Consider the following 23,492-nt stretch of genomic DNA (forward strand, 5'->3'; position numbering starts at 1 on the left):
AAGCCGCTGAAGCCGCTTCGCCGGCGCGGGGGCGGGTTGATCGTCCGCGTGCTAGCGATGCCTCGGTTCCGCGACCTCGCTCGCCATCGTTGCCTCCTTCATGCGGCTCACGAACCGGGCCACTTCCTGGGCGTCTCCAGTCGCCGCGAGCGACACGATCGCCGATCCGCAAATCACACCCGACGCACCTGCCGAAATCGCCGCCGCCACATGATCCGGTCGCGAAATGCCGAAGCCGAAGACGGGCGGCGGAGCACCGGCTGCGGCGAGAGCCTCGATCATGGCCGAATGGTCGAAGCGGACTTGATCCCCCGCTCCGGTTACTCCGGCCCTGGTAACGCAATAAGTATATCCCGAGCCCAGCTCCGCAATGCGGCGCAGACGATGAGCCGGCGTGTTGGCGGCGGCGATGAGCACTGCGGCGACTCCGCTTTTCCGCGCGGACTGCAGGAACGGTTCGGATTCGATGACCGGAACATCGGCCACCAGCACGCTGTCGACACCGGCGAGCGCGGCGGTCCGATAGAATTCGTCCCGTCCGCGGGCGACGACGAGGTTCGCATAAGTGAGGATTCCGAGCGGCACTTCCGGGTGCCGCGAGCGAAACTCCGCCAGCAGGTCGAAACAGTCGGACGATTGAACGCCAGCGGCAAGCGCGCGCGACGCTGAAGCCTGGATCACCGGGCCGTCGGCCACCGGGTCGGAAAACGGGATGCCGACTTCCAGCATGTCGGCGCCGCTCGTTGCAATCAGGTCGAGAAGCCGCGCACTCGTCGCGAGATCCGGATCTCCGAGAGTGAGAAAGGCACCAAATGCCCCTTCGCGGCGAGCCGAGAGCCGCTCGAACATGTCCCGATAGCGATCCATCAGACGAGCTCCAGTAGGTCGCGCGCCTGCGCCATGTCCTTGTCGCCGCGCCCGGAGATGTTGACGACGATCACGCTCTCCCGATCGAGGGTCTCAGCAAGCTTCAAGGCCTCTGCAAGTGCGTGCGCCGATTCGAACGCGCAGACGATCCCCTCCGATCGCGCCAGAGCGGCAAAGGCGGAAAGTGCCTCCGAATCCGTCACCCCGACATATTCCGCCCGACCCGTTTCCTTGAGATGGGCATGCTCCGGACCAACCGCGGGATAATCCAGGCCGGCCGAGACCGACCAACTGTTGCTGACCTGCCCGTCTTCGTCCTGAAGCACATAGGTCTCGGCTCCGTGAAGAATCCCGGGACGTCCGCGAAGCAGCGTGGCTCCATGTTCGCGCCCGTCTAGCCCCTTGCCCGCCGGTTCGACACCGATCAGCCTGACTTCGGAATCGTCGAGAAAATCGGCAAAGATCCCGATGGCGTTGGAGCCGCCGCCGACGCAGGCGACCACCGCATCGGGCAGCCGTCCCTCCTCCTCCAGAATCTGGGCGCGCGCTTCGCGTCCGATCACCCGCTGGAATTCGCGAACCATCGTCGGGAAGGGGTGAGGTCCGGCCGCGGTTCCGAGCAGATAATGGGTGTCTTCGAAGCTCGCCGACCAGTCGCGCAGCGCTTCGTTGATCGCATCCTTGAGGCCGCGCCCGCCGCTTTCCACCGGCACGACCTCGGCTCCCATCAATTGCATCCTGAAGACGTTGAGCTGTTGCCGCTCGACATCGTGCGCGCCCATGTAGATTCGGGTCTGAAGGCCGAACAGCGCCCCCGCCATCGCGGTGGCGACTCCGTGCTGGCCGGCACCGGTCTCGGCGATCAGCCGGGTCTTGCCCATTCGCCGCGCGAGCAGCCCCTGCCCCAGCACCTGATTGGTCTTGTGGGCGCCGCCATGGAGGAGGTCCTCGCGTTTGAGATAGATTCTTGGTCCGTCCGGCGCGAGATTCCGGCATCGGGTCAGTGGCGTCGGCCTCCCGGCATATCGGGTCAGCAAGCTCGCGAGCTCGGAATTGAAGCCTTCATCCTCGGTTGCCCTCAGGAACGCCGCTTCGAGTTGTTCGAGCGCGGGAACGAGGATTTCCGGCACATAGCAGCCACCGAAGGCGCCGAAGCGTCCAGGGCTCAGCATGAGGAAATCTCGGCGCGAACCGGCGTTCGCAATGCTTCGAAGAAATTCCTCATCTTCTCCCGATCCTTGACTCCCGGCGCCGCCTCCACGCCGGAGCCGACGTCCAGTGCCCAGGCTCCGACTGCTGCGGCGGCGCGCGCATTTCCCGGACCAAGGCCGCCCGCGAGCAGGCCCTGGAGGAGGTCGCCGCGCCCGCGCAGACGGCTCCAGTCGAACGCCTGGCCGGTGCCGCCGGATCGGCCCGCGACCTTGCTGTCGAACAAGGTACGATCGACGCCCGGACGAGGCGCCGGCACTTCCACGTCGACCGCGGCGGCGGCCCAGATTTCGACCTCTTCGGGCAGAGAGCGGCGGAGTGCGTGAATATAATCCGCTCCTTCCTCGCCATGCAGTTGAACCGCATCGAGGCCAAGACGTCGCGCCCTCAGCGCCACCTGCGCCAGTTCCTCGTTGCGAAAAACGCCGACCAGACCCATTCCGCTCCGCCGCGCTTCCTCCGCAACTGCCGCTGCGATGGGCGGCGAGGCGGCACGGGGCGTGTTCGGCACCATCACCACACCGGCATAGCTGGCCCCGATCCCGCCGGCGGTGGCGGCATCCGACGGCCGGGTGAGGCCGCAGACCTTGACTCGGCCGAACGCCAGCGCGCGCGCTGCCCGGGCAGGCTGGGACGATCGCATCAAGGCGGAACCGATCAGGAAAGCGTCGGCATGAGGCGCAAGCCGCTCCACGTCGCCGCGCCCCGCCAAACCCGACTCGGAAACGACGAGCCGGTCCGGCGGAACGAGAGGTGAAAGCCTCTCGGTCGTTGCAAGATCGACGGCGAGGGTTCGAAGGTCGCGATTGTTGATCCCGATGATTTCGGCGCCAAGCGCCACCGCGCGGCGCACTTCTTCGGGATCGTGCGTTTCGACGAGCACGTCCATGCCGAACCGGTCAGCCTCGCGGATCACCTCGGCGGCCTCGCTATCGTCGAGCAGGGCAAGGATGACGAGCACGGCGTCGGCGCCCGCCAGGCGCGCTTCGATCACCTGTCGAACGTCGACAATGAAATCCTTCGCCAGGATCGGCACATCGGTGACCGCTCTGACCTGCCTCAGATCCTCCAGCGAGCCGCCGAAGAAGGGCTGGTCGGTCAGGACGCTGATCGCCGAAGCGGCACCGGCATAAGCCCGTGCCTGCGAAACCGGATCCGCGTCCGCCCGGATCACTCCGCCGGAAGGAGACGCCTTCTTCACCTCCAGGATGAAGCGGGCCCCGGGCTGGCGCAGGACGGCGAGTAGGCTGCGCCGGGTCGACCTCGCCCGGTTTCGAAGATCGGACAGGCTGGTCCCCTCCAGTCGCGCGGCAACGTCCACGCGCTTGCGCTTGGCGATTTCGCCGAGAATGCCGCCCGCTTCACGCATGGCTGATCTCGACCAGAGCCTGAAGAAGGCGATAGGACCGGCCCGACGCCAGCGTGTCGAGCGCCAGGTCAGCACCTTCCTTGAGGCTGGTCGCCTTACCGGCGGTGAGAAGCAGCGCTGCGGCGTTCAGCGCGACGGCGTTGCGCTCCGCACTCGTGCCGTGACCGAGCAGCAGCGCCTTGAGCCGCTCGGCATTCTCTTCCGGGCCGCCGCCCCGCAACACGGCGAGGGGCGCCCGCTCCAGACCCGCATCTTCGGGAGTCAGAACCAGCTGCTGGAAGCTAGCCCCTTCGATGCGCACTGCAATGGTCTCTCCGTGAAGCGCGACCTCGTCGAGACCGCCGCCGTGAACGACCATGGCTCGCCGGACCCCGAGTGCCGCCAGTGTCCGGGCGATCGGCTCGACCAGACGCGGCTCGGCTACGCCAAGCAGCTGGACCGGAGGCTCAGCCGGATTGAGGCAAGGTCCAAGCAAGTTCATGATCGTTCGAACCTTGAGTGCCCGACGAACCGGGCCGGCATGTCGAAGACCGGGATGGTAAGCGGGCGCAAACAGGAAACAGAGCCCGATCTCATCCAGCGCGCGGCGCGCGAGAGCCGCGGGAACTTCGATCCGGACGCCGAGCTGCTCGAGAACGTCCGCCGAGCCGCAACGAGAGGTGACCGAGCGGTTGCCGTGCTTGGCGACCGGAAGGCCCGCCGCCGCCGCAACAAAGGCAACCGCCGTCGAGAGGTTGATGGTCCCCGAAGCATCGCCACCCGTGCCGCAGCTGTCGGCGAACAGATAATCGGGCCGCTCGAACGGCAAGTCGGCCGCTCGCAACGCCTGAGCGGCGCCCGTCAGCTCGTCGACCGTCTCGCCCTTGATCTTCAGAGCGATCAGAATGGCGGCAAGGGTCGGTTCGTCGAGGCGCCCGTCGACGAGGTCGCCGAACAACTCCCGTGCTTCGAGTCGCGAAAGCGAGCGACCGGCGAACAGCTGGGTCAGTGCGCCTTCATGCTGCGGAGCGGACAGCCGGTCGCGAGTCGTCGAGTGGTCGAACTGTGAGGTCATGTACATGATGAGGTCCTGGAAGGTGCGGCAAAGAAAAAGCCCGCCGAAATCGGCGGGCTTGCGATCGTCGGATTTGGGCTATTCTGCCGTCACCATCGATGCTCGCGCGCCGCATCCTGCGGGTTCACCCACCACCAATGCCAGGCCGGCGCAGCGACGCACGCCACCCGATCCGTCGAAAGGACGGCCAGGTCACAGGTCGGGGCTGCGCTCGGAATCATTGCGATCCAAGTGTCAGATCTGTTGCCCGCCCGTCAAGCCCGTGTTTTCCCTCGCGCCGCTCAACTGATCGAGGCTCTCGTCGCGCCGACGGCGCGTTGGATCGCCGCAATGTCGATCTTGCGCATTCCGAGCATGGCTTCCATCGCGCGTTTCGCCGACTGCCGGTCGGCGCCGTTCACCGCAGCGAGCAGCGCGCGCGGCGTGATCTGCCAGGAAAAGCCCCAACGATCCCTGCACCAACCGCATTGACTTTCACTGCCACCATTGCCGACGATCGCCTCCCAATAGCGGTCCGCTTCGACCTGGTCCTCGGTAAGGACCTGGAAGCTCACCGATTCGTTCGGTTTGAAATCAGGTCCTCCGTTCAGGCCCAGGAAGGAACGGCCGAGAACCGTGAATTCGACCGTCAGTTCCTGGCCTTGGCTTCCCCCGGGGAAATCCGCGGCAGCTTCTTGGACTGCGCCGACATGACTGTCGGGAAAGGTGGCGGCGTAGAATTCCGCCGCCGCACGGGCCTGCCCATGGTCGAACCACAAGCAGGTGACGAGCTTGTTTCCGGTCATCCGCTTGCTCCTCAGCGCCGTTGCGACACGAGCGCGAAATGGGCGCCCTGAGGATCCTTTGCCTGCACGATCCAGCTGCCTCCCGGCACTTCGATCGGACCCATCAGCACCTCGCCGTCATTCGCCTTGATTCGAACGATCGCAGAGTCGATCCCATCGACGGTAAAGTAGAAGGCCCAGGCCGACACCGGCATCTGTTCAGGCCGGTCCATCATTCCCCCGATGGCGCGGCCATCCTTGCTGAACAGCCGGTACTTGCCCATCGCGCCCATGTCCATTTCGCCATCGGTCGCCCAGCCGAACTGGTCGGAGTAGAAGGCAAAGGCCGAATCCTGCCCCTGGCCGGCATAGAGCTCGTGCCAGCCGATGCCGCCTGGCGCCTGCGGGTCAAGCGGTGTTGGCTCATCGCCCCTCGGCGCCGGGGTCATCAGTTCGAAAACGGCCCCGCCGGGATCGGCAACGATGGCAAACCGGCCGACATTGGGAACATCATCGGGCGCCCTGAGCTGGGTCCCACCCGCGGCCACCAGGCGATTTACCGCTTCGTCCGTGTCCGCGACGCCGATGATTCCGAGCCAGCCGGCTTGAGCACCCAACTGGCACATTTCCGGCGTGAGCTGCATAAGCCCAGCCACCGGCCGTCCGGCGATCGACAGAAGCGTATAGCGAAAGTCGCCGAGGTCGGCGATCGTCTGATCCGCGGCCTCCCAGCCAACCACCGCTTTGTAGAAGTCGATTGCGGCGTCCTGGTCGCTGGTCATCAGTTCGTACCAGATGAAGCTGCCGTGCCAGGATGGCAGGGGCCTGGGCCCGGCGGTCGTCACAGTGGAGGAAAGTTCGGACATCGGAGAACTCCTGTTCAGGGGCGATGGGTTCGTGACTGCCGGGATCAGGCGGGCACCCTCTGCAGGTTCGCGGGGCCCGTCTCGGCAGTGTCCACGATCGGCGCAAATCCGCCCCAGAACATGCGCATGCCGTCGAACGGCATGTTGGCATGGTCGGGCTGCATTTCCGGATCCTTCATCATCTTCTCCCAGGCGGCATCCCGGACCGCCTTGTCCGGCCATTCGATCCAGGAAAAGACGATCGCCTCCCCCGGCTCCGCCTTCACCGCCCGGCGGTAATCGGTGACCTTGCCCTCCCGGACATCGTCACCCCAGGCTTCCACGACGCGCAGCGCTCCATATTGTCGAAACTTGGCCGCCGCCTTGGACGCCATGTCGTGATAAGCCTGCCGGTTGGCTTCGGGCACCGGAAGGATGAAGCCGTCGATATAGCCGGAGCGGCCATCGGCACGTTCGTCGACGAAACTTTCGAAGCCGCTGAAGATCATCCGCATTCCGTCGAACGGCATCTGGCCGCCCATCTCCTCCATGCGCGGATCGTTCATCATCTTCTCGTTGGCGGAGTCCCGGGTGGCCCGGTCCGGATATTCGAACCAGGAAAAGACGACCGTCTCGTCTTCCTTGGCGTGAACTGCGCCATAAAAGTCCGTCACCTTTCCACGCTGAACGTCGTCGCCCCAGGCTTCCACCATCCGAAGAGCGCCATATTCCCGGAACAGGGGTGCGGCATCGGCCGCATGGCGCCGATAGGCCTCCTTGTTGGCGGTCGGAACGGGTACCACGAATCCTTCAACATAGGTCATTTCGTCTCTCCCTTTTGAAGTCGGCGCGGCCGTTTCAGGCCGCCTGTTTCTCCCGAAAATCTGCAAGCTGGGCACTGAGGGCACGCTCGAAGGCCGGCCGGGCCTCGCAGCGGGCGACATAGGCTGCGAGCCCTGCCTGCTCCGCGACAAGATCGGTGTGCCGGAGGATTCGGAGCACCGTCGTCATCATCAGGTCGCCGGCGGTGAACCGCCCTTCCAGATACTCCCGATCGCCGAGACGGGCGGCGAGCTGCGCCAGACGCTGGCGTACCGCTTGTTCCACCTGGGGCCGGCGCTGCTCCGTCCAGTCCTCACCCGCATGGAAGAGGTCGATGGCCGCGAGCTCCTGAACAGCAGGCTCGATGCTGTTGAGTGCAGCAATCAGCCAGCTGATGGCCCGAGCACGGGAAGCCCCGTCGCTCGGAAGCAGGTTCTCGCAGCCCTCGCCGATGTGGAGCACGATCGCGCCCGTTTCGAACAGGGAGAGGGCCCCTTCGGTGTACACCGGCACCTGGCCGAATGGCTGCTCGAAGAAGTAGCTCTCGGGCCGGGGCATCCTCCCGTCGAGGAGGCGCACGCGGTAGTCAAACCCCGCCTCCTCGAGCGCCCAGCGAACACGCAGGTCGCGGACTAGGCCCCTGGCAAAATCGGGTACCCAGTTGAAGGCCGTGATCTCGACTTCGGCTGCAGATGGTGAAGCCATGGTCCCGCTCCTTGCCGTCAGCCGTTCAGGAAGGGTTGATTGCCGCCTGGGCGCACATCCCCGATCGAGCGGCCTGGCGAAGCTCGTCCTCTCCCATCACGGCATCGCTTAGACGGTGGGCGATGGACCATGAATGGCCGAACGGGTCGCGTATCTGGCCGTAGCGATCGCCCCAGAAGGCGTCGTGAGCCGCCAGGGTGACGGTTGCGCCGGCCGCGGCGGCGCGTTCGATCGCGGCATCGGCATCGGCAACGTTCAGGTGCAGGGTCACCGGCGATCCGCCAAGGGTCTCGGGCGAAAGAGCGCCATGTTCCTTCATCTCGTCGACGAGCATCAGCATGTTGCCGTCGATCGCGATCGCCGCATGCATCAGCCGCCCATCGCGTCCGGGAAGACGAACCAGTTCCTCCGCGCCGAATGCCTTTTTGTAGAACTCGATGGCATCGGCGGCGCCAGCGCAGACGAGGTGGGGAACGAGGGTTCGGGCGGAAGTCGATTGTTCGGTCATCGTCTATCTCCTCGAAGGCGGCAATTCAGGCGGAGAGGGTTTCGGTCCGGGCTTCCGGGCCCGCAGCCAGCGCCGCCTGTGGATCCATCCAGAACGGTTCCCAGATATGACCGTCCAGGTCCTCGAAGCTCCGCGAGTACATGAAGCCATGATCCTGCTTCTCCCGAGGCTCCCGGCCTCCCGCCGCGAGGGCTCTTCGGGTCATGTCGTCGACGGCTTCCCTGCTTTGCTCGGAGATAGCGATCAGGATCTCGCTCGTTTGGCGAGCATCGGCAATTCGCTTCGGAGTGAATTGAGCGAACTTGTCGTGAGTCAGCAGCATCACGTGGATGGTGTCGGAAAAGACCATGCAGGCCGCGGTGTCGTCGGTGAACTGCGGATTGTTGACCGCTCCGATCGCCTCGTAGAAGGCCTTGGCAGTGGCGAGGTTGGCCACCGGCAAATTCACGAAAATGAGCTTCGACATCTTCCCCTCCTCGATCTGGATCAGCGAATCGACGTTTGACCGTGATGCGCCCATAAGTTAGAAAATGCAACTGTGACGTTAGAAAAAGTAACTACGAAAGAACACGGCTCGTCGCGGCGGCGCTACGACGATGCCTGCGCAGCCACCCACGGAATGGACATCATCGGCGAACGATGGGCGCTTCCCGTCATGCGCGAGCTGATGCTCGGGCCGCGCCGCTTCGGCGAACTCAGGGCGAGCCTGCCCGGGATCAGCGCCAACGTTCTGACGCAGCGGCTCGAAGGTCTCGAGGCGGCAGGCGTTCTGAAGCGGACGCGATTGCCCCCGCCGGCATCGGTGCAAGTGTACGAGCTTACTCGCTGGGGCTATGAGGCGGGACCGATCTTCCAGGCGATAGGTCGATGGGCCGTGAAATCCCCTGCCCATGATCCCACTCGCCCTTTCAGTGCCGTTTCGCTGATGCTGTCCTTCCGGACCATGATGGACATGAGCAGGGCACAGGGAATCGAGGCCCGCATCGGGTTCCGGATCGGCGAGGATCGTTTCGTTCTTGGGCTTTCCGGCGGACAGGTCGACCTGGGGCGCGGAGACCCGGAAGGATGCGACCTGCTCTTTTCCGGAACGACTTCCGCGCTCGCCGCAGCGACTTATGGTGGAGTCCCGCTCGAAAGCCTGGAAGCGGAAGGCAGGCTTTCGATCGTCGGTGACCGGGAACTCGCCCGCCGGTTCACAACGCTCTTCCCGCTCCCGCCGAAGGCCAACCAGGTCTAGGCCGCCGAGGGGTGCAACTCTCCCATCCTGCGGCTAAGAGGATGCGAACTCGCCTCGGCAGGAAAGGTCCGGAATGATTCGTCTCGCTTTGCCCCTCGCTTTGGTCTTGCTCGCCGGTTGCGCCCGTTCCGAGGATGCGAGCAATGCGCCGGTCGACACCAATGCGCTGGCGGTGGAGCGGGTGCGCTCGCTGGACCAGAATGACGAAGAGGTGGCAATCGGCGAATGGCGGGATTCGCTTCAGGACGAATTCGCTGCGCTTGAATTCGGGCCGGCCGGTGCCCCACCCATTTTCAGCCTTCGCTGCGACGAACGGCGCGGAGTGCTTCTCCAGCGTCACGGCACGGCCCCGGTCGGCGACCTGCCGATGATGCTGGTCACGATCGGAAGCGAAACCCGCCGACTGGCCGTCGCCAGCACTGGCGGGACCATCCCAATGCTGCGTGCGTCGCTGCCGCCGCAGGATCCGATGCTCGAGCGTCTCGCGGACATCGCCACTCCGATGATCATCCGGATCGGCGACGCCCCGCCTCTGGTGCTTCCGCCCAGCCCGGCAATCGGCACCTTCATCGGCCGTTGCGCCTCCGCCGAGCGGCGGCGATCCCAGGCTGAAGCCGACAATGTCGTCGAAGCCAATGCAACCGAGCCGGTCACCAACGGTTCGGCCAACGAATAGAACAGCCGGGACGAGTATATGCGCGTGCGGACTTTCATAGCGACCGGAGCGGCCTTGTCGCTGATGGCGCTGGCAGGCTGTGTACCTCGGCCGACCACGCCCCCGCCGACACCGCCACCGGCGCCCGCCGCCCCGGCTCCAACGCCCGCTCCGCCTCCACCGCCAGCGGCGGTTGCCTGGGAAGATGCACCAGTCACACCCGGCGACTGGTCCTATCGCGACGATGGCCGTGGAAGCGTCGCCAGCTACGGCAATGTCTTCACCATCCGCTGCGAACCGAGCCGTCAGCTGTCGCTGGCCCATCAGGGCGGCAGCGGCAACGCCTTGATCGTCCGGACGACGTTCGGTGACCGGAGCTTGCCGGCAGGCCGCTCGCAAAACGCTCTTGTCGCCAGCCTCGCCCCGTCCGACCCGCTGCTCGACCAGATCGCGTTCAGTCGCGGTCGGTTCGCCGTCGAGGCACCAGGCGCAGCGCGCCTGATCCTCCCGGCCTGGCCGGAGGTCGCGCGCGTCGTCGAGGATTGCCGCGGATAAGAAAGGCGGCCGGGAGGGCCGCCGCGCGAAGCATGGAATCCTATCCAGAAAAAAGTTCAGTTCAAGTCTTGATCGCGGATTCTCGCCGACTCATACAGGTGTCAACTTCAACAAGCGAAAGGAGGTGATCCGATGTCTCATGGTTCAGCAGAGAGGTCGGTCAAGTCCGTTCGGGAGCTGAAAGCCTAGGCTTTCCAAAGGCTTCCGGGCTGGAGACTTCCGGCCGCTGACCATGTCGAAGAGGCCGTCGGGCAGGTCCCGGCGGCCTTTCGCCTGTTCGGGCCAAGGAACGGCCCGCCACCCCGGTTCGTTGGCTCGGACAGCAGCGAAAGGGAAGGCGATGGACCGCCAGCAAGGCAATGAAGAAGACACCGAACGCGGCAAGCCGGCCAGTTTCGATCCGCGCACCGGTGAAGTTCATGGCAGTGGCTCTGGAGCGGGCGGATCGGGCAATCCCGACGAGGATTACGACTCCGATCCGATGGGCGGCGGCGGCGCCGAGCCGATGACAGGCCCGCGCCCGTTTGAGGAGGCCGAGCAAGGGCCGCGGGACCGGCTCGACGGAATCCACTCATGAACGGCGAAGGACACCCGCTTCCCGGCAGCGAGGAAGCTCGTCACAACGAGATCCCCGAACGCACCGAAAAGGCCAAAGGACATGGCGACGATCCGCCGGCCGTCCTTCAGCCGGACGGCGCCGTCGCGCCGGATGGCGGGTCCTATCGCTACGATGATCTGGGGCGCGGCCCCGTTTCCGAAGAGGAGAGTTCGAGATGACCGACGGAATTGGGCGGGACGAGCTGAACAAGGATGCCAATGATCAGCAGCGGGTCGAAGGTGGCCGCCAGCTCGGCGGTGGTCCAAACTCCAGCGACATGGCTCCACCCGGTGGCAGCAGCGGCACGGGCGGCTATGGCAACGCCCAGAACCAGCAATTCCACCAAGGTCAACAGCGTGACGGAGCGACCGTCCGCCACGAGGAAGGACAATCCCGGGGCGAACGCTTCGACGAGGCTCAGGGCGGGGGGCGGGACTTCGGCTCGGTCAGCCTGACCGCGGAGGATCTGCGCGACGACCAGGAAGCGCACCAGGATCGCGGTCAGAGCGTCGCAGCGGAAGAATCGGACCGCGACTGAAGCTGGCGCGCCTCAGTCCCAAGCCCCGTTGGGAACTGTTCGCCTCCTCATGTGTCTGTTACGCAGGAGATACGAACAGCAGGAGCCTGGTTTATGCCGAGCAAGGGATCTTCGGACGGCAACGGCAATGCGAAGCGGCAAGGCCGCACCGAGAGCGACGCACTTCCCGACGCGCTCAAGGAAGCGGGGCGACGAGCCGCAGAGCTTGCCCAGAATCCGGTCGCGCGCAGTCTGCTTGCAGCCGGACTGGTAACAGCGGCAGCCGCGCTCGCGGCCAACAAGTCGGTTCGCGACAGCGCCCGGCGCGGAGCGCGTGAGGCGCAACAGGCTGCGGAAGCCGCCGCCGACGCTGCTGCCGAAAGCGCGAGCAAGATTGGCGCGGCGATGATCAATGCCGCGACCGACGCGGTACGCCGGATGATGTCGATTGGCGAAATGTCCGGTGACGCATCGAGCGCAAGCGGCAGCGATGACGCCGCAAAGCCCAGCGGCCAACCCTCGAGCAGCGGGCGCAAGGCGCGGTCGGGGTCGACTTCGGCTTCCAGCCGCTCCTCCGGATCGGGGAAAGGCGCTGCGCGCAGCAAATCCTCGGCGAGCGGCAAAGCAAGCGCGACGAAGTCGAGCGGCACTACTTCCCGTTCCAGCCGGTCGGGGTCGGGAACCGGTGGGTCGAAGAGTGGCAACAGCCGAAAGTCCGGGTCTGGGGCCAAGTCGTCGGCTTCGACCGGCGGCGGTCGCGGCCGCAAGGGGACCGGTTCGTCGACCAGCTCCGCCTCGACGGACGGAAACTCCACTGGTGGTAACGAAGGCGCCGGCAGCTGACGGGCGATCAGGCTGACCCAACCGGATATCGTCATTGCTTCAACGGAAAGGGCGTCGCGAAGCGACGCCCTTTCTTTTGATCGATGATTGACTGCGCTGATCAGCGGCAGCGTCGGCGGCTGCCCCGGTCTATTTCACGGCCAATCAGCGCACCCGCGGCAGCGCCGATGATCGTCCCGGCAGTGCGATCGCGACCGCCGTCTATCTCGCGGCCGATCAGCGCGCCCGCCGCGCCGCCGATGAGCAATCCGGTCGTGCCGTTCGGACGGCGGCAATAGGTACGACCATCGCGCCCACGCCAGGTCGGTCCGTAATAATAGCCGTCGCGATAGTAGCGACTTTGCGCCTCCGCCGATTCAACCGGCAGCGCCATCGACACGGGGACGGCCATCGCCGTCGCCGAGACCGCCAGAATGAGCTTACGCATGACTTCTCCCTCCTTTGCGAGACTTGGCCTACCAACGCCGACCTTGTCGGATCAGTTTCATTAACCCTGCACAACGAACTGGCCGATCAGCCTTGTGCCGTGCCTGACGCACGGTCGGTCGCATAAGGGGAACTCCGGACGGACGTCTGCACAACTCGGCCGCCATTGCGGGCGTGGCGCTCACGTCCTAGAGCCGGCTCCTCTCAATCGGGGAAAAAGCGTGGCAAACGTCACCGTCATCGGCGGTCAGTGGGGGGATGAAGGCAAGGGCAAGATCGTCGACTGGCTGGCAAGCCGGGCGAACCTCGTCGTGCGCTTCCAGGGCGGGCACAATGCGGGCCATACGCTCGTTATCGGTGATCAGACCTACAAGCTTTCACTGCTTCCGTCGGGAATCGTTCGAGGCACCCTTTCGGTCATCGGCAATGGCGTTGTCCTGGACCCGTGGGCGCTCAAGGCCGAAGTGGAGAAGCTGATCGCCCAGGGAGTGGCGGTCACTCCGGAAACGCTTCGGATCGCCGATACCTGCCCGCTGATCCTTCCCTTTCACCGCGACCTCGATGCGCTGCGCGAAGATGCCAGCGGTCAGGGCAAGATTGGAACGACCCGGCGCGGCATCGGTCCGGCCTATGAGGACAAGGTGGGGCGCCGGGCGATCCGGGTGTGCGACCTCGCCCATCTGGGCGAACTTGGCCCCCTGCTCGATCGGCTTTGCGCCCATCATGACGCGCTCCGGGCCGGCTTCAACGAGCCGCCGATCGATCGGGCGCGGCTCGAGCGAGATCTTGGTGAGATCGCCGAATTCGTCCTTCAATTCGCTGGGCCGGTCTGGAAGACGCTCAATGAAGCTCGGCTGCGCGGCGATCGCATCCTTTTCGAGGGCGCTCAGGGCGTCCTTCTCGACGTCGATCATGGCACCTATCCGTTCGTGACATCTTCCAACACCGTCGCCGGCACGGCCGCAGGTGGTACCGGGCTCGGCCCTTCTGCCGCCGGTTTCGTCCTCGGCATCGTCAAGGCTTATACGACCCGGGTCGGGTCGGGCCCGTTTCCGACCGAACTCGACGATGAAATCGGTCAGCGTCTCGGCGAGCGCGGTCGGGAGTTCGGAACCGTAACCGGCCGGAAGCGCCGCTGCGGCTGGTTCGACGCCGTCCTGGTGCGCCAATCCATGGCGGTTTCGGGCGTCACCGGAATTGCCCTGACCAAGCTCGACGTGCTCGACGGGCTGGACCAAATACGCATCTGCACCGCCTACCGGCTCGATGGCGAGCTCCTCGATCATCTCCCTGCCCATGCCCGGGATCAGGCACGAGTCGAACCCGTCTACGAGACGATCGACGGCTGGCCGGAATCGACTGCCGGCGCGCGCAGCTGGGCACAGCTCCCCGCCCAGGCCATCAAGTACATCCGCCGGATAGAGGAACTGATCGCCTGTCCCGTCGCTTTGGTGTCGACGAGCCCGGAACGGGAGGACACCATCCTGGTTCGCGACCCGTTTGCAGATTGACCCATTGGTAGCGTACGAGAGGGCCATGACAACGCGCGAAGCTACCAGTCTCCTGCCCCGGTCCGGCGACGACGCGGCGATCATCGGCGATTACGCGCGATCCGCTTCCGACCGGCTGGCGGTGATGATTTTCGGCGCGATCCAGTGGCCCTGGCTGCTGCGGAGCCTTCACGGCGGCCGTTTGAAGGACAAGCACGCGCTGCTCGACAAGCTGGGGCTTCCCTATGATGCGCTTCCCTATCTGGGCAGCTGGAAGGCGGATACCGGGCTACTCACGCTGCTCGTCGATCATATTCTGGAGCGCAAGCCACAGCTCGTGGTCGAATTCGGCACGGGGGCCTCGACGCTGGTGCTGGCCCGGGCCCTCCGGCTGGCGGGGGGCGGAGCCCTGATCAGCTTCGATCAGCATGGCGACTTCGTTGACGCGACTCGCCAATGGTTGGCCGATTATGGTCTGGAAGCGGATCTTCGTTCGGCGCCGCTGAAGCCCTCGCCTGACGGATGGCCGGGCCTGTGGTACGACCATGGCCCGCTGCCGCACGGGATCGACCTCATGCTGATCGATGGCCCCCCCTGGTCCGTTCATCCGCTGACCCGCGGCGCCGCGGCGTCCCTGTTCGACCACATCTCGCCGGGCGGTACGGTGATGCTCGACGACGCCGCCCGCCCTGGGGAGCGGCTGGTCGCCCGGCGCTGGCGCAAGATGCACCCGGAGTTCAGCTTCCGTCTGGACAAGAGTGGCACCAAGGGGACCCTGATCGGCCGGAAGCGGGACTAGACGGTAGGCCGCGTTTCGAATCCCGCCGGGGCTTCCTCCTCCGTCGCTTCGATATCGATCCTGTCCACCCGGGCGGCGGGCGGGCCCTGACGACAAGACTCGACCATGTTCTGAACAGAGACGGGCGCACCGCGCAGGAGCATCTCGACACTGCCGTCCGCCCGGTTGCGAACCCACCCCTTCAATCCGAGCGACTGCGCCGTCTCGACGCACCAGGCACGATAGAACACGCCCTGTACCCGGCCGTGGATCCGGAGCTTGTTGGAAATCTCGCTCATCTCATTCCGCACTGCGCTCGATGGAGCAGCTTGTGGTCGGCAAGGAGGAGGGCCACCATTGTCTCGACGACGGACGCGCCGCGGATCCCGACGCACGGATCGTGACGACCGGTCACGCCGGAGCTGGCAAGGGCTGCGGTCGGAACCGCGCGATGGCTTTCGCTCAAAGGGGTGCACGGAAAAAGGAAACCGAAGCTGGTGAGGCTCATGGTTCAATCCAGTCCGGCAAAGGCTGGCGCATATTCGGCGCGCCCTTCCTGAGGCAGTTCGAGGCTGCCGAGCGCCCGGGCCATGAGGTGCGGTCCGGCATAAGGCGAGACGAAGGGCGCCGCGGCCTCCGCGGAGAAGCCGAACCGGCGATAATATTCGGGGTCGCCAAGGACGAAGACCAGTTCCTCGCCCCGCTGGCGCGCCGCCGACAGCGCATGGTCGATGAGCGCACTGCCGATCCCCTGTCGCTGCCGGCTGGGGACCACGGCCACCGGACCCAGTCCAAGAGCTCGATAGATGCGGTCCGCACCTTCGACCGCCATCCGGCTCATCATCAGGTGACCGAGGACTTCGCCATCCTGGTCGGCCACAAGCGAGATTTCGGCGTCGGAGTCCAGACGCAGGCGCTCGACCAGGCTGGCCTCCACCTCCGATGGAAAGGCGGCGAGCAGGACCTGCCGGATCGCGCTCCGATCCTCAGCCCGCTCCGCCCTGATCAGCAAACTCATACGACGCTGATGTCGGGCGCGTCCTCCGCCTTCATGCCGATCACGTTGTAGCCCGCGTCGACGTGGTGGATCTCTCCGGTCACGCCGGACGCCAGATCCGAAAGCAGATAAAGGGCGGCACCGCCGACATCCTCGATCGTCACGTTGCGACGAAGCGGCGAATTATACTCGTTCCACTTCATGATGTAGCGAAAGTCGCCGATGCCGCTGGCCGCCAGCGTCTTGATCGGTCCGGCCGAGACCGCATTGACGCGGATTTTCTCCGGACCAAGATCCATCGCCAGATATTTCACGCTGGTCTCCAGCGCGGCCTTGGCGACGCCCATCACATTGTAATGGGGAATGACCTTCTCGGCGCCATAATAAGATAGAGTCAGAAGCGATCCGCCGTGCGGCATCATCGCCCGGGCGCGTTGGGCCACCGCGACGAAGCTGTAGGCCGAGATGTTCATGGTGAGCAGGAAATTGTCGAGGCTGGTGTCGACAAACTTGCCGCGAAGCTCGTTCTTGTCGGAGAAGCCGATGGCGTGAACGAGGAAGTCGATCGTTTCCCACCGTTCCCTGAGAGCGGCAAAGGTGCGGTCGAGATTGGCCATGTCGGCGACGTCGCACTCAACCAGGAAATCCGAGCCGAGCTGGCCGGCGAGCGGCCGGACCCGCCGCTCCAGGGCCTCGCCCTGGTAGGAGAAAGCCAGCTCCGCCCCGTGGGCGGCAAGCGCCTGCGAGATCCCCCAGGCGAGCGAGCGGTCGTTGGCGAGGCCCATGATCAGCCCGCGCTTTCCTTCCATCAAGCCCGTCATCATTCCTCCTGTCCGGCCTTCTGAACCGCCTTTTCGACCGACTGCTGCTCGGCCTCTTCGGCGGCCTCCTCATGCAGCACGGCCTCGACGTCCTCTTGGCTGGGCGCCGGCGTCTCCGCAAGGGCGGCGTTGAGTTCGGCGCCGATCACCAGGCCCAGGCCAATGATGAAAAAGAAGATCAGGGCAATGATCACTCCGGCCAGGCTGCCATAGGTCAGGTCGTAACCGCCCAGGGTGGACAAGGCGACGGGCAGAAGCGCCGTCGTCAGCACCCACCAAGCCGCGACAAAAGCGGCGCCGGGCCATTTCGGACAGTCGCTCGACCGATACCGCTTCGGCGTCAGCATGTAGAAAAGGAGATAGAGGGCGGCGAACAGCATCAGGCCCGGCGCCGCACGGAGCAGCGTCAGAAGCCCGACCAGTTCGTCCGCTCCGGGAATGAGGTCGACCAGGAATGCCTGGAGGCTCGACAGAAAGATGGACAGGCCGAAAGCGATCATCGCCAGGAGCACGGCGCCGATGATCATCCCTGCCGAGCCGAGCCGATATTCCCAAAAGGGGCGGCTGAACGTGACTCCATAAGCGCGACGGATGATGTCGCGGATCGTCTCGATGAAGCTGCCCGTAGTCCAGAGGCCGACGATCGCTCCGAGCCAGAGCAAGCTCCCCGACCTCGCCTCGATCACGTCCTGGATCGGACGTCGAAGCACGGATGCGACGTCGGGCGGCATGGTCTGGAGGAGCCCGCTGACGGCCGCCATTCCCTCTTCGGTTTGGCCGAACAATCGGGCGATCGCCGCCGCGACAATGACGAAGGGGAAGATCGACAGAAGCGCCAGATAAGCGAGGTTGCCGGCGTGGATGAACCCATCCGAATAGACCCCGATCGCCACTCGCTTGGTCACTTCCCAGGTCCGAGCGCCCTTGCCGAAATTTCCCCGGACGTGGCCGAAGCGAGCCTTGACCCGGGCGAGCCGCTTGCGCCTGGCCTCGGGGGACTCGGGGGAAATGTCACGCACGGAAGTTCAGACGCCCAACGAGGTCCTCGGGTTTCCTTGGCCCCTGCGGCTCCAGCCTTCGAGGAAGCGAACCAGGTCGGGATCGTCGGGAACGTCGACCTGCAAAGTAACCAGCTGATCGCCCCGGACGCCGTTCCGACCCGTGAAGCCCTTGCCCTTGAGGCGCAATGTCTTGCCCGAGCTCGAACCCTTCGGGATGTTCAGCATGACGGGTCCATCGACCGTTGGCACCCGGACCTTGCCGCCGAGCACGGCTTCGTCGAGGGTAACCGGAAGATCGAGCCGAATATTGTCGCCATCGCGGCGATAGAAGCGATGGGGCATCACACAGATGGTGACGATCGCATCGCCATTCCCGCCCGGCCCCTTCTGACCCTGGCCGGCCAGCCGGATCTTGGCTCCGTCCTCCACTCCGGCCGGAAGTTTGATGTCGATCGTCTTGCCGCTGCCGAGCGTCACCCGCTGGTCCTTCAGAGTTGCCGCATCCTCGAAGGGAACCTCCAATCGGTAGGAGACATCGGCGCCGCGCTGCGGCGGAGCGCTCCGACGGCCGAATCCCGAAAAGGGACCGCCCCCGCGCCGGGTGGAACCGCCGAACAGACCCTCGAACAAGTCGGACAGGTCGGCCGCTTCCCCCCCGAACTCAAATTCCTGGCCATTGCCGCCGCGCCGGAATCCGCCTCTGCCCATGTCCGGGCCGCCACCGCCAAAACCGAAAGGCGCTCGGGGATTGCCATCCTCGTCTATCTCGCCCCGGTCATACTGGGCGCGCTTGTCCTTGTCCGTCAGGATGTCATAGGCCTGAGTGACCTTCGAGAAACGCTCTGCGGCTGCGGGATTGTCCTTGTTGCGATCCGGGTGGAGCTCCTTGGCAAGCTTGCGATAGGCCTTCTTGATATCGGCTTCGCTCGCTCCTCGAGCCACTCCCAGGGTCGAATAGAGATCGGCCATTCCGCTTTGATCCTGTCCCCTGTCGCACTGAACACGTTGCAACCCTGCAACAGGTGGAGAAATGGGCCGCTTCGGCGGCAGGCGCAAGGGGCTCGTCCCCCTCTTGTCCCATCCGGGCGACGCGGCGTAGAGCCCAGCATGATGGAAGCCGCCCCGACAGACCCGCACGCCTTGTTCGAGCAATGGTTGGCAGAAGCGCGCATCAGCGAGCCGAACGATCCGGAAGCGATGGTCTTGGCGACGGCCGATGCCCAGGGCAGGCCCTCGGCCCGCATGGTATTGCTGAAAGGCCATGACGAACGCGGGTTCGTCTTCTACACCAACAGCCGAAGCCGCAAAGGCAGCGAACTCTCGGCCAATCCAAGCGCGGCCTTGCTCTTCCACTGGAAGTCGCTTCGCCGACAGGTTCGAGCCGAGGGGGCGGTGGAGGCTGTGACCGAGGCCGAAGCGGACGTCTATTTCGCAACTCGAGCGCGCGAATCCCAGCTCGGAGCCTGGGCGTCGGATCAGTCGCAGCCGCTCGCAAGCCGCGCCGGGTTCGAGAGCCGATTTCGGGCTCTGAGCGCCGAATATGCGGGGCGCGACGTGCCGCGGCCGCCACATTGGCGCGGTTTCCGGATCCTGGCGCAGCGGATCGAGTTCTGGAGCGATCGCCCCTATCGACTCCATGATCGGCGCCTCTTCGAACGGTGCGGCGACCGCTGGTCGGAAACCCTGCTCTATCCATGAGCGCGATCGCTACCGATCAGCGCGGATCGCTGACGAAGAAGGCGGCCGTTGCGAGCCTCGCAACAGCGCTTCTGCTGTTGGCCTTGAAGACCTATGCGGCGGCACAAACCGGATCGGTGGCGATGCTCGCGTCGCTGGCGGATACAGCGCTGGACGCCATTGCCTCGCTGGTCACGTTGGTAGGAGTTCGGCTTGCGGCAATGCCGGCCGACTATGACCATCGCTTCGGCCACGGCAAGGCTGAGTCGCTTGCAGCCCTGATCCAGGTTGGGATCATCGGCGTTTCGGCACTCGGGATCGGTTGGCGCGCGGTCGAACGGCTGATTGAAGGCGAAAGCACCGCCCGGGCTGAATATGGAATTGCGGTCTCGGCGATTGCGATCGCCGCCACCTTTGCCCTTCTCTCCTACCAGCGTTTCGTCATTCGCCGGACCGGATCGGTAGCCATCCGCACCGACAGCGTTCACTACCAGAGCGACCTGCTGCTCAACCTATCGGTCATCCTCGCGCTCGCGCTCGATCAATATGCCGGATTGACCGGTGCCGATCCCCTGTTCGGGATCGCCATCGCCGGCTGGCTGCTCTACGGTGCCTGGCGCGCGTCGGGCCAGGCCGTCGACCAGTTGATGGACAAGGAGTGGCCGCAGGAGCGGCGCAGGCACTTTCTTGCCGTGACCGCCCGCCATCCGGCAAATCGCGGCACCCACGATCTCCGGACCCGGAGCAGCGGCACGCAGGATTTCGCCCAGTTCCACATCTGGGTTGATCCCACGATGACGGTAGCCGCTGCTCATCAGGTGGTGGAAGAGATCGAAGCCGAGATCGCCGGCGAATTCCCGGAGGTCCAGGTGCTGATCCATGTCGATCCGGAGGGTCAGGTCGACGAGCCAGACAACCCGCTCGCCGAGACCGACGAAATGAAGGAGCTGAAATGACCGAGTTGCGCCTCGTCCAGGTAGACGCTTTCGCTGACCGCCCCTTCAGCGGAAACCCTGCCGCCGTGATCCCACTGAAGGAATGGCTTCCCGACGAGCTGCTCCAGGCGATCGCCATGGAGAACAACCTCAGCGAAACCGCCTTCACCGTGGAGGATCCGACCGGCGAGGCCGACTTCGAACTTCGCTGGTTCACTCCAACGACGGAGGTGGTGCTTTGCGGTCACGCCACGCTCGCCAGCGGTCATGTTCTCATGAGCGGCGATCGGGTCCGCTTCCGTACCCGCCGAGCAGGAGTTCTGGAGGTCTCTCGAGCGGACAGCGGTTACGCCATGTCGCTCCCGGCGTGGAAGCCCGAACCCAAGGGGCTGCCGCGAATCGTCGAGGCGCTCGGCTGCATTGCGGCCGAGACGTTGTGGCACCCGCAGCGTTATGCCGTCGTCGTCGTCGAGAGCGAGGAGGAAGTCCGGTCTGTCCGACCGGACTTCCGCAAGCTCGCCGAAGAAGGCGACGTGCTCACCATCGTCACGGCTCCCGGAAATTCGACCGACATCGTCAGCCGGGTTTTTGCGACCGGCGCCGGGATTGACGAGGATCCGGTGACGGGCTCCGCCCATGCGGTGCTCGTGCCCTATTGGACCGAGCGGCTGTCCCGGGACACGATCACGGCCTATCAGGCCAGCCGGCGCGGCGGGCATCTCGCCGGCCGTCAGCAGGGCGATCGGGTCATCCTTCAGGGTGAATGCGTGACGGTCATCGAAGGCGTGATGCGGATCTGATCGTTTCGCCGCTGCCACGGAATCGCTGGTCGCAAATTTCGCGGCCGGGGCTTTTCTTCTCGCTTGTTTCGGCAAAGACTTCGCCGGTTCGGAGGGGTCGATGTTCAACATCCTCATCGTCGAGGACGAGCCGCTGTTCGCGCAGACGCTGCGGCACCTGATCGAACTCAATCCCTGCTATCTCGTCACCGACATCGCCGACGATTGCGCCAGTGCCGTTTCGACGGTCGCGCGTCGAAGGCCGGATCTCGCACTGGTGGACCTGCAGCTGGCGCGCGGCTCGACCGGCTTTTCGGTCGCAGCGAAATTCACCGAAATGCGCGTCCCCTGCTTGTTCGTGAGCGGAAAGGCTCCAGCCTTCCCGATCGCCGATCTGGCGCTGGGCTGCCTGATCAAGCCTTTCACCGAGGAGGATCTGGTGCGAGCGCTGAAAACCGCGGAGGACATCGTCCGGGGCCGAGAACGGCTTCGGCCGAGCCGGCCGGATAATCTTCGGCTTTATGCCGAAGAGGAGATGAACGGCTCCGAGCCAAAGCGAGCGCGCGGAAGGCAGGTGCCGGTCGACGGCCCGCTGGTCAGGTGGCTGAGCTCCAGATGGGGCAACAGCTTCGGCTGAGCGATCTCAGTCGCCTCGCCGGCTGCCGCTGCGCTCCTGCTCCCACTCGGCTCGTGTCTTGCAGGTTCTGATCGTCCGGTGGCGTTGACCGATGCGTTCGGACGGCACGATTCGCCGACGGCAGATAAGCTCTTCCTGCGGATCCTCGGCCTGAGCTTCCTGGTTCTCCGCCGGCGGTTCGGCGGGCGCGGCCACAAGCATCAGGGCAAGCACAGAAGCGATCATCGACAATCTCCGGTACCGTGAAAACCGCAGGAAAGCGCAATGCCGACAAGAGCGCAAGTGCGAAGAATTCACGCTGGTGTCGAGAACCACGCGCGCTGGTCGGCCGGCAAGCCCTCAAGATCTTCGCTGCTCGGACCTCGGCAAAGCGAGTGGAACGGGACCCCGCAATTGCCGTTCCTTAGGCAAGGAGGAGCGGATGAGCGACAATATCTACAAGGTCGTCGAAGTCGTCGGCAGTTCGGCAAGCAGCGTCGAGGATGCCATCCAGGGCGCGATCGGTCGCGCGGCTCAGACCCTGAGGGAAATACGCTGGTTCGAGGTGGTCAGCACCCGCGGGCACGTCGAGGACGGCCGAATTGCTCACTATCAAGTGACGCTTCGGATCGGCTTCACCCTGGAATAGTTCCGGTCGGTCAGCGAGTTGCTGGGGCCTGCTGGATCAGCGGGCGTCGTGGAAAATGAGTCCGAGCGTGAACCTGTGTCCGGACCGGACTCGGCTGACTCCGTGACGAACCGCCCTGCGATGCCAGCCGCGACTCCCTCGAACCGGTCGTTCGACAACCGGAAAGATCACCGCGTCGCCACGGCGAAGGGGCACGACTTGCGCTCGCGACTGCATGCGCGGGCGCTGCTCGGTGAGGATGAACTCGCCGCCGGTGAAGGCGCGTTCCGGCTCCGTGAGAAGAATTGCCACCTGCAGCGGGAAGACCTGGTCGCCGTACCGGTCCTGATGGAGGGCGTTCCAATCGCCTGTCCCGTAGCGGAGGAGCAGAGGCGTCGGCCGCGTCTGCCCAGCTCTGTGGCAACGCTCGAGGAACTCGTCATGATCGGCGGGGTAGCGGAGACCGGTTCCAAGCGCGTCCGCCCAGCGATTGGCGATGCCGGCTAGGGGAGCGTAGAATCGCGTCCTCAGATCCTGGACCAGAGTCGGCAGCGGATAGGCGAAGTAGCGGTAAGCGCCCGCCCCATAGCCATGCCTTGCCATGACCACTTCGGAACGGAATGTTCCGGCTTCCGACCAGCTTCCCATCAGGGTCTCGCAGGCAAGTGGATCGACGAGCCGAGGCAGCAGCGCGTAGCCAAGTTCATCGAGTTCGGTTTCGGCGGCAGTCCAGTCGATTGACATCATCAGCCGTTCTTAGCCGAACCAGGCTCGAGGCCTTCCCGCGGCTTGCGCT

The 23,492-nt window shown here is 65.1% G+C and carries 32 protein-coding genes and 2 pseudogenes; 14 read left to right on the top strand and 20 right to left on the bottom strand.

Going from position 1 to position 23,492, the window contains the following annotated elements; translation table 11 throughout:
- Positions 1 to 51: 51 nt before the first annotated feature.
- The 11 genes and pseudogenes from trpA to ACRYLT_RS02405 form a co-directional block, all read right to left on the bottom strand.
- On the bottom strand, positions 52 to 867 hold the full coding sequence (gene trpA, locus ACRYLT_RS02355) for a tryptophan synthase subunit alpha (protein WP_482662507.1): 816 nt from the start codon (positions 865 to 867) through the stop codon (positions 52 to 54).
- Positions 867 to 2,039, bottom strand: a complete 1,173-nt coding sequence (gene trpB / locus ACRYLT_RS02360) for a tryptophan synthase subunit beta (protein WP_482662508.1) — start codon at positions 2,037 to 2,039, stop codon at positions 867 to 869. The genes trpA and trpB overlap by 1 nt, the downstream gene beginning before the upstream one ends.
- Entirely contained in the window at positions 2,033 to 3,445 is a 1,413-nt protein-coding gene (gene trpCF, locus ACRYLT_RS02365; protein WP_482662509.1) for a bifunctional indole-3-glycerol-phosphate synthase TrpC/phosphoribosylanthranilate isomerase TrpF, read from the bottom strand. The genes trpB and trpCF overlap by 7 nt, the downstream gene beginning before the upstream one ends.
- A complete protein-coding gene (trpD, locus tag ACRYLT_RS02370) occupies positions 3,438 to 4,505 on the bottom strand; it encodes an anthranilate phosphoribosyltransferase (protein WP_482662510.1) in 1,068 nt (355 codons plus the stop codon). The genes trpCF and trpD overlap by 8 nt, the downstream gene beginning before the upstream one ends.
- 275 nt (positions 4,506 to 4,780) lie before the next feature.
- On the bottom strand, positions 4,781 to 5,284 hold the full coding sequence (locus ACRYLT_RS02375; protein ID WP_482662511.1) for a VOC family protein: 504 nt from the start codon (positions 5,282 to 5,284) through the stop codon (positions 4,781 to 4,783).
- Positions 5,285 to 5,295: 11 nt separating this feature from the next.
- Positions 5,296 to 6,129 (bottom strand): VOC family protein, encoded by an 834-nt coding sequence (locus ACRYLT_RS02380; RefSeq protein ID WP_482662512.1) that lies wholly within the window; start codon positions 6,127 to 6,129, stop codon positions 5,296 to 5,298.
- Between the two features lie 44 nt (positions 6,130 to 6,173).
- On the bottom strand, positions 6,174 to 6,617 hold the full coding sequence (locus ACRYLT_RS02385) for a DUF1428 domain-containing protein (protein ID WP_482665377.1): 444 nt from the start codon (positions 6,615 to 6,617) through the stop codon (positions 6,174 to 6,176).
- An 18-nt stretch (positions 6,618 to 6,635) separates the two neighbouring features.
- A pseudogene (locus ACRYLT_RS02390) lies at positions 6,636 to 7,052 on the bottom strand (DUF1428 domain-containing protein); the annotation flags it as partial.
- Positions 6,967 to 7,635, bottom strand: a complete 669-nt coding sequence (locus ACRYLT_RS02395; protein WP_482662513.1) for a glutathione S-transferase family protein — start codon at positions 7,633 to 7,635, stop codon at positions 6,967 to 6,969. The gene ACRYLT_RS02395 and the pseudogene ACRYLT_RS02390, both read right to left, overlap by 86 nt.
- 25 nt (positions 7,636 to 7,660) lie before the next feature.
- Positions 7,661 to 8,143 carry a VOC family protein gene (locus ACRYLT_RS02400; protein WP_482662514.1) on the bottom strand — a complete coding sequence of 161 codons (483 nt, stop codon included), beginning with the start codon at positions 8,141 to 8,143 and terminating at the stop codon, positions 7,661 to 7,663.
- A 25-nt stretch (positions 8,144 to 8,168) separates the two neighbouring features.
- Complete coding sequence (locus ACRYLT_RS02405; RefSeq protein ID WP_482662515.1) at positions 8,169 to 8,609, bottom strand: VOC family protein; 441 nt, start codon at positions 8,607 to 8,609, stop codon at positions 8,169 to 8,171.
- Positions 8,610 to 8,762: 153 nt separating this feature from the next.
- Here ACRYLT_RS02405 and ACRYLT_RS02410 point away from each other — a divergent pair, with 153 nt between their 5' ends.
- The 7 genes from ACRYLT_RS02410 to ACRYLT_RS02440 all read left to right on the top strand — a co-directional run bounded on the left by ACRYLT_RS02410 (position 8,763) and on the right by ACRYLT_RS02440 (position 12,548).
- Positions 8,763 to 9,380, top strand: coding sequence for a winged helix-turn-helix transcriptional regulator (locus ACRYLT_RS02410; RefSeq protein WP_482662516.1), 618 nt, complete (start codon positions 8,763 to 8,765; stop codon positions 9,378 to 9,380).
- 73 nt (positions 9,381 to 9,453) lie between these two features.
- Positions 9,454 to 10,056: a hypothetical protein gene (locus ACRYLT_RS02415; protein ID WP_482662517.1), complete on the top strand. Its 603-nt coding sequence runs from the start codon at positions 9,454 to 9,456 to the stop codon at positions 10,054 to 10,056.
- Positions 10,057 to 10,074: 18 nt separating this feature from the next.
- Positions 10,075 to 10,590, top strand: coding sequence for a hypothetical protein (locus ACRYLT_RS02420; protein ID WP_482662518.1), 516 nt, complete (start codon positions 10,075 to 10,077; stop codon positions 10,588 to 10,590).
- 340 nt (positions 10,591 to 10,930) lie between these two features.
- A complete protein-coding gene (locus ACRYLT_RS02425) occupies positions 10,931 to 11,167 on the top strand; it encodes a hypothetical protein (protein WP_482662519.1) in 237 nt (78 codons plus the stop codon).
- Positions 11,164 to 11,367, top strand: a complete 204-nt coding sequence (locus ACRYLT_RS02430; RefSeq protein ID WP_482662520.1) for a hypothetical protein — start codon at positions 11,164 to 11,166, stop codon at positions 11,365 to 11,367. The genes ACRYLT_RS02425 and ACRYLT_RS02430 overlap by 4 nt, the downstream gene beginning before the upstream one ends.
- Positions 11,364 to 11,726 carry a hypothetical protein gene (locus tag ACRYLT_RS02435; protein WP_482662521.1) on the top strand — a complete coding sequence of 121 codons (363 nt, stop codon included), beginning with the start codon at positions 11,364 to 11,366 and terminating at the stop codon, positions 11,724 to 11,726. Before ACRYLT_RS02430 ends, ACRYLT_RS02435 begins: the two co-directional genes overlap by 4 nt.
- Positions 11,727 to 11,819: 93 nt before the next feature.
- The gene (locus ACRYLT_RS02440; protein WP_482662522.1) at positions 11,820 to 12,548 is read left to right on the top strand and encodes a hypothetical protein; all 729 of its coding nucleotides are present in this window, start codon (positions 11,820 to 11,822) and stop codon (positions 12,546 to 12,548) included.
- 100 nt (positions 12,549 to 12,648) lie between these two features.
- On the opposite strand, the gene ACRYLT_RS02445 is transcribed toward ACRYLT_RS02440, so the two are convergent.
- Positions 12,649 to 12,975: a glycine zipper 2TM domain-containing protein gene (locus ACRYLT_RS02445; RefSeq protein WP_482662523.1), complete on the bottom strand. Its 327-nt coding sequence runs from the start codon at positions 12,973 to 12,975 to the stop codon at positions 12,649 to 12,651.
- A 220-nt stretch (positions 12,976 to 13,195) separates the two neighbouring features.
- Here ACRYLT_RS02445 and ACRYLT_RS02450 point away from each other — a divergent pair, with 220 nt between their 5' ends.
- Positions 13,196 to 14,485, top strand: a complete 1,290-nt coding sequence (locus tag ACRYLT_RS02450) for an adenylosuccinate synthase (protein ID WP_482662524.1) — start codon at positions 13,196 to 13,198, stop codon at positions 14,483 to 14,485.
- A gap of 25 nt (positions 14,486 to 14,510) precedes the next feature.
- Positions 14,511 to 15,263: a class I SAM-dependent methyltransferase gene (locus tag ACRYLT_RS02455; RefSeq protein WP_482662525.1), complete on the top strand. Its 753-nt coding sequence runs from the start codon at positions 14,511 to 14,513 to the stop codon at positions 15,261 to 15,263.
- Here ACRYLT_RS02455 and ACRYLT_RS02460 read toward each other — a convergent pair.
- The 6 genes and pseudogenes from ACRYLT_RS02460 to ACRYLT_RS02485 all read right to left on the bottom strand — a co-directional run bounded on the left by ACRYLT_RS02460 (position 15,260) and on the right by ACRYLT_RS02485 (position 19,030).
- On the bottom strand, positions 15,260 to 15,541 hold the full coding sequence (locus tag ACRYLT_RS02460) for an acylphosphatase (RefSeq protein ID WP_482662526.1): 282 nt from the start codon (positions 15,539 to 15,541) through the stop codon (positions 15,260 to 15,262). The genes ACRYLT_RS02455 and ACRYLT_RS02460 overlap by 4 nt on opposite strands.
- Positions 15,538 to 15,663 (bottom strand): annotated as a pseudogene (locus ACRYLT_RS02465) (chorismate synthase); the annotation flags it as partial. The pseudogene ACRYLT_RS02465 and the gene ACRYLT_RS02460, both read right to left, overlap by 4 nt.
- Before the next feature lie 90 nt (positions 15,664 to 15,753).
- Positions 15,754 to 16,260 (bottom strand): GNAT family N-acetyltransferase, encoded by a 507-nt coding sequence (locus tag ACRYLT_RS02470; protein ID WP_482662527.1) that lies wholly within the window; start codon positions 16,258 to 16,260, stop codon positions 15,754 to 15,756.
- The gene (fabI, locus tag ACRYLT_RS02475; RefSeq protein ID WP_482662528.1) at positions 16,257 to 17,060 is read right to left on the bottom strand and encodes an enoyl-ACP reductase FabI; all 804 of its coding nucleotides are present in this window, start codon (positions 17,058 to 17,060) and stop codon (positions 16,257 to 16,259) included. The genes ACRYLT_RS02470 and fabI overlap by 4 nt, the downstream gene beginning before the upstream one ends.
- Positions 17,060 to 18,079: a YihY/virulence factor BrkB family protein gene (locus ACRYLT_RS02480; protein WP_482662529.1), complete on the bottom strand. Its 1,020-nt coding sequence runs from the start codon at positions 18,077 to 18,079 to the stop codon at positions 17,060 to 17,062. The genes fabI and ACRYLT_RS02480 overlap by 1 nt, the downstream gene beginning before the upstream one ends.
- Before the next feature lie 6 nt (positions 18,080 to 18,085).
- Positions 18,086 to 19,030, bottom strand: coding sequence for a DnaJ C-terminal domain-containing protein (locus tag ACRYLT_RS02485; protein WP_482662530.1), 945 nt, complete (start codon positions 19,028 to 19,030; stop codon positions 18,086 to 18,088).
- A 138-nt stretch (positions 19,031 to 19,168) separates the two neighbouring features.
- Between ACRYLT_RS02485 and pdxH the strand changes: the two genes are divergently transcribed.
- From pdxH to ACRYLT_RS02505, 4 genes are all read left to right on the top strand, one after another.
- Complete coding sequence (gene pdxH, locus ACRYLT_RS02490; RefSeq protein WP_482662531.1) at positions 19,169 to 19,759, top strand: pyridoxamine 5'-phosphate oxidase; 591 nt, start codon at positions 19,169 to 19,171, stop codon at positions 19,757 to 19,759.
- Positions 19,756 to 20,694 carry a cation diffusion facilitator family transporter gene (locus tag ACRYLT_RS02495; protein WP_482662532.1) on the top strand — a complete coding sequence of 313 codons (939 nt, stop codon included), beginning with the start codon at positions 19,756 to 19,758 and terminating at the stop codon, positions 20,692 to 20,694. The genes pdxH and ACRYLT_RS02495 overlap by 4 nt, the downstream gene beginning before the upstream one ends.
- Complete coding sequence (locus ACRYLT_RS02500; protein ID WP_482662533.1) at positions 20,691 to 21,473, top strand: PhzF family phenazine biosynthesis protein; 783 nt, start codon at positions 20,691 to 20,693, stop codon at positions 21,471 to 21,473. Before ACRYLT_RS02495 ends, ACRYLT_RS02500 begins: the two co-directional genes overlap by 4 nt.
- A 100-nt stretch (positions 21,474 to 21,573) precedes the next feature.
- Entirely contained in the window at positions 21,574 to 22,089 is a 516-nt protein-coding gene (locus tag ACRYLT_RS02505) for a response regulator (RefSeq protein WP_482662534.1), read from the top strand.
- 6 nt (positions 22,090 to 22,095) lie between these two features.
- Here ACRYLT_RS02505 and ACRYLT_RS02510 read toward each other — a convergent pair whose 3' ends face one another.
- The gene (locus ACRYLT_RS02510; protein WP_482662535.1) at positions 22,096 to 22,314 is read right to left on the bottom strand and encodes a hypothetical protein; all 219 of its coding nucleotides are present in this window, start codon (positions 22,312 to 22,314) and stop codon (positions 22,096 to 22,098) included.
- 196 nt (positions 22,315 to 22,510) lie between these two features.
- Between ACRYLT_RS02510 and ACRYLT_RS02515 the strand changes: the two genes are divergently transcribed.
- Positions 22,511 to 22,717 carry a dodecin gene (locus ACRYLT_RS02515; protein WP_482662536.1) on the top strand — a complete coding sequence of 69 codons (207 nt, stop codon included), beginning with the start codon at positions 22,511 to 22,513 and terminating at the stop codon, positions 22,715 to 22,717.
- Between the two features lie 36 nt (positions 22,718 to 22,753).
- On the opposite strand, the gene ACRYLT_RS02520 is transcribed toward ACRYLT_RS02515, so the two are convergent.
- On the bottom strand, positions 22,754 to 23,443 hold the full coding sequence (locus ACRYLT_RS02520) for a 2OG-Fe(II) oxygenase (RefSeq protein ID WP_482662537.1): 690 nt from the start codon (positions 23,441 to 23,443) through the stop codon (positions 22,754 to 22,756).
- Positions 23,444 to 23,492: the final 49 nt, after the last annotated feature.

The sequence above is a fragment of the Sphingosinicella sp. SM1-17 genome (genome assembly GCF_056821765.1).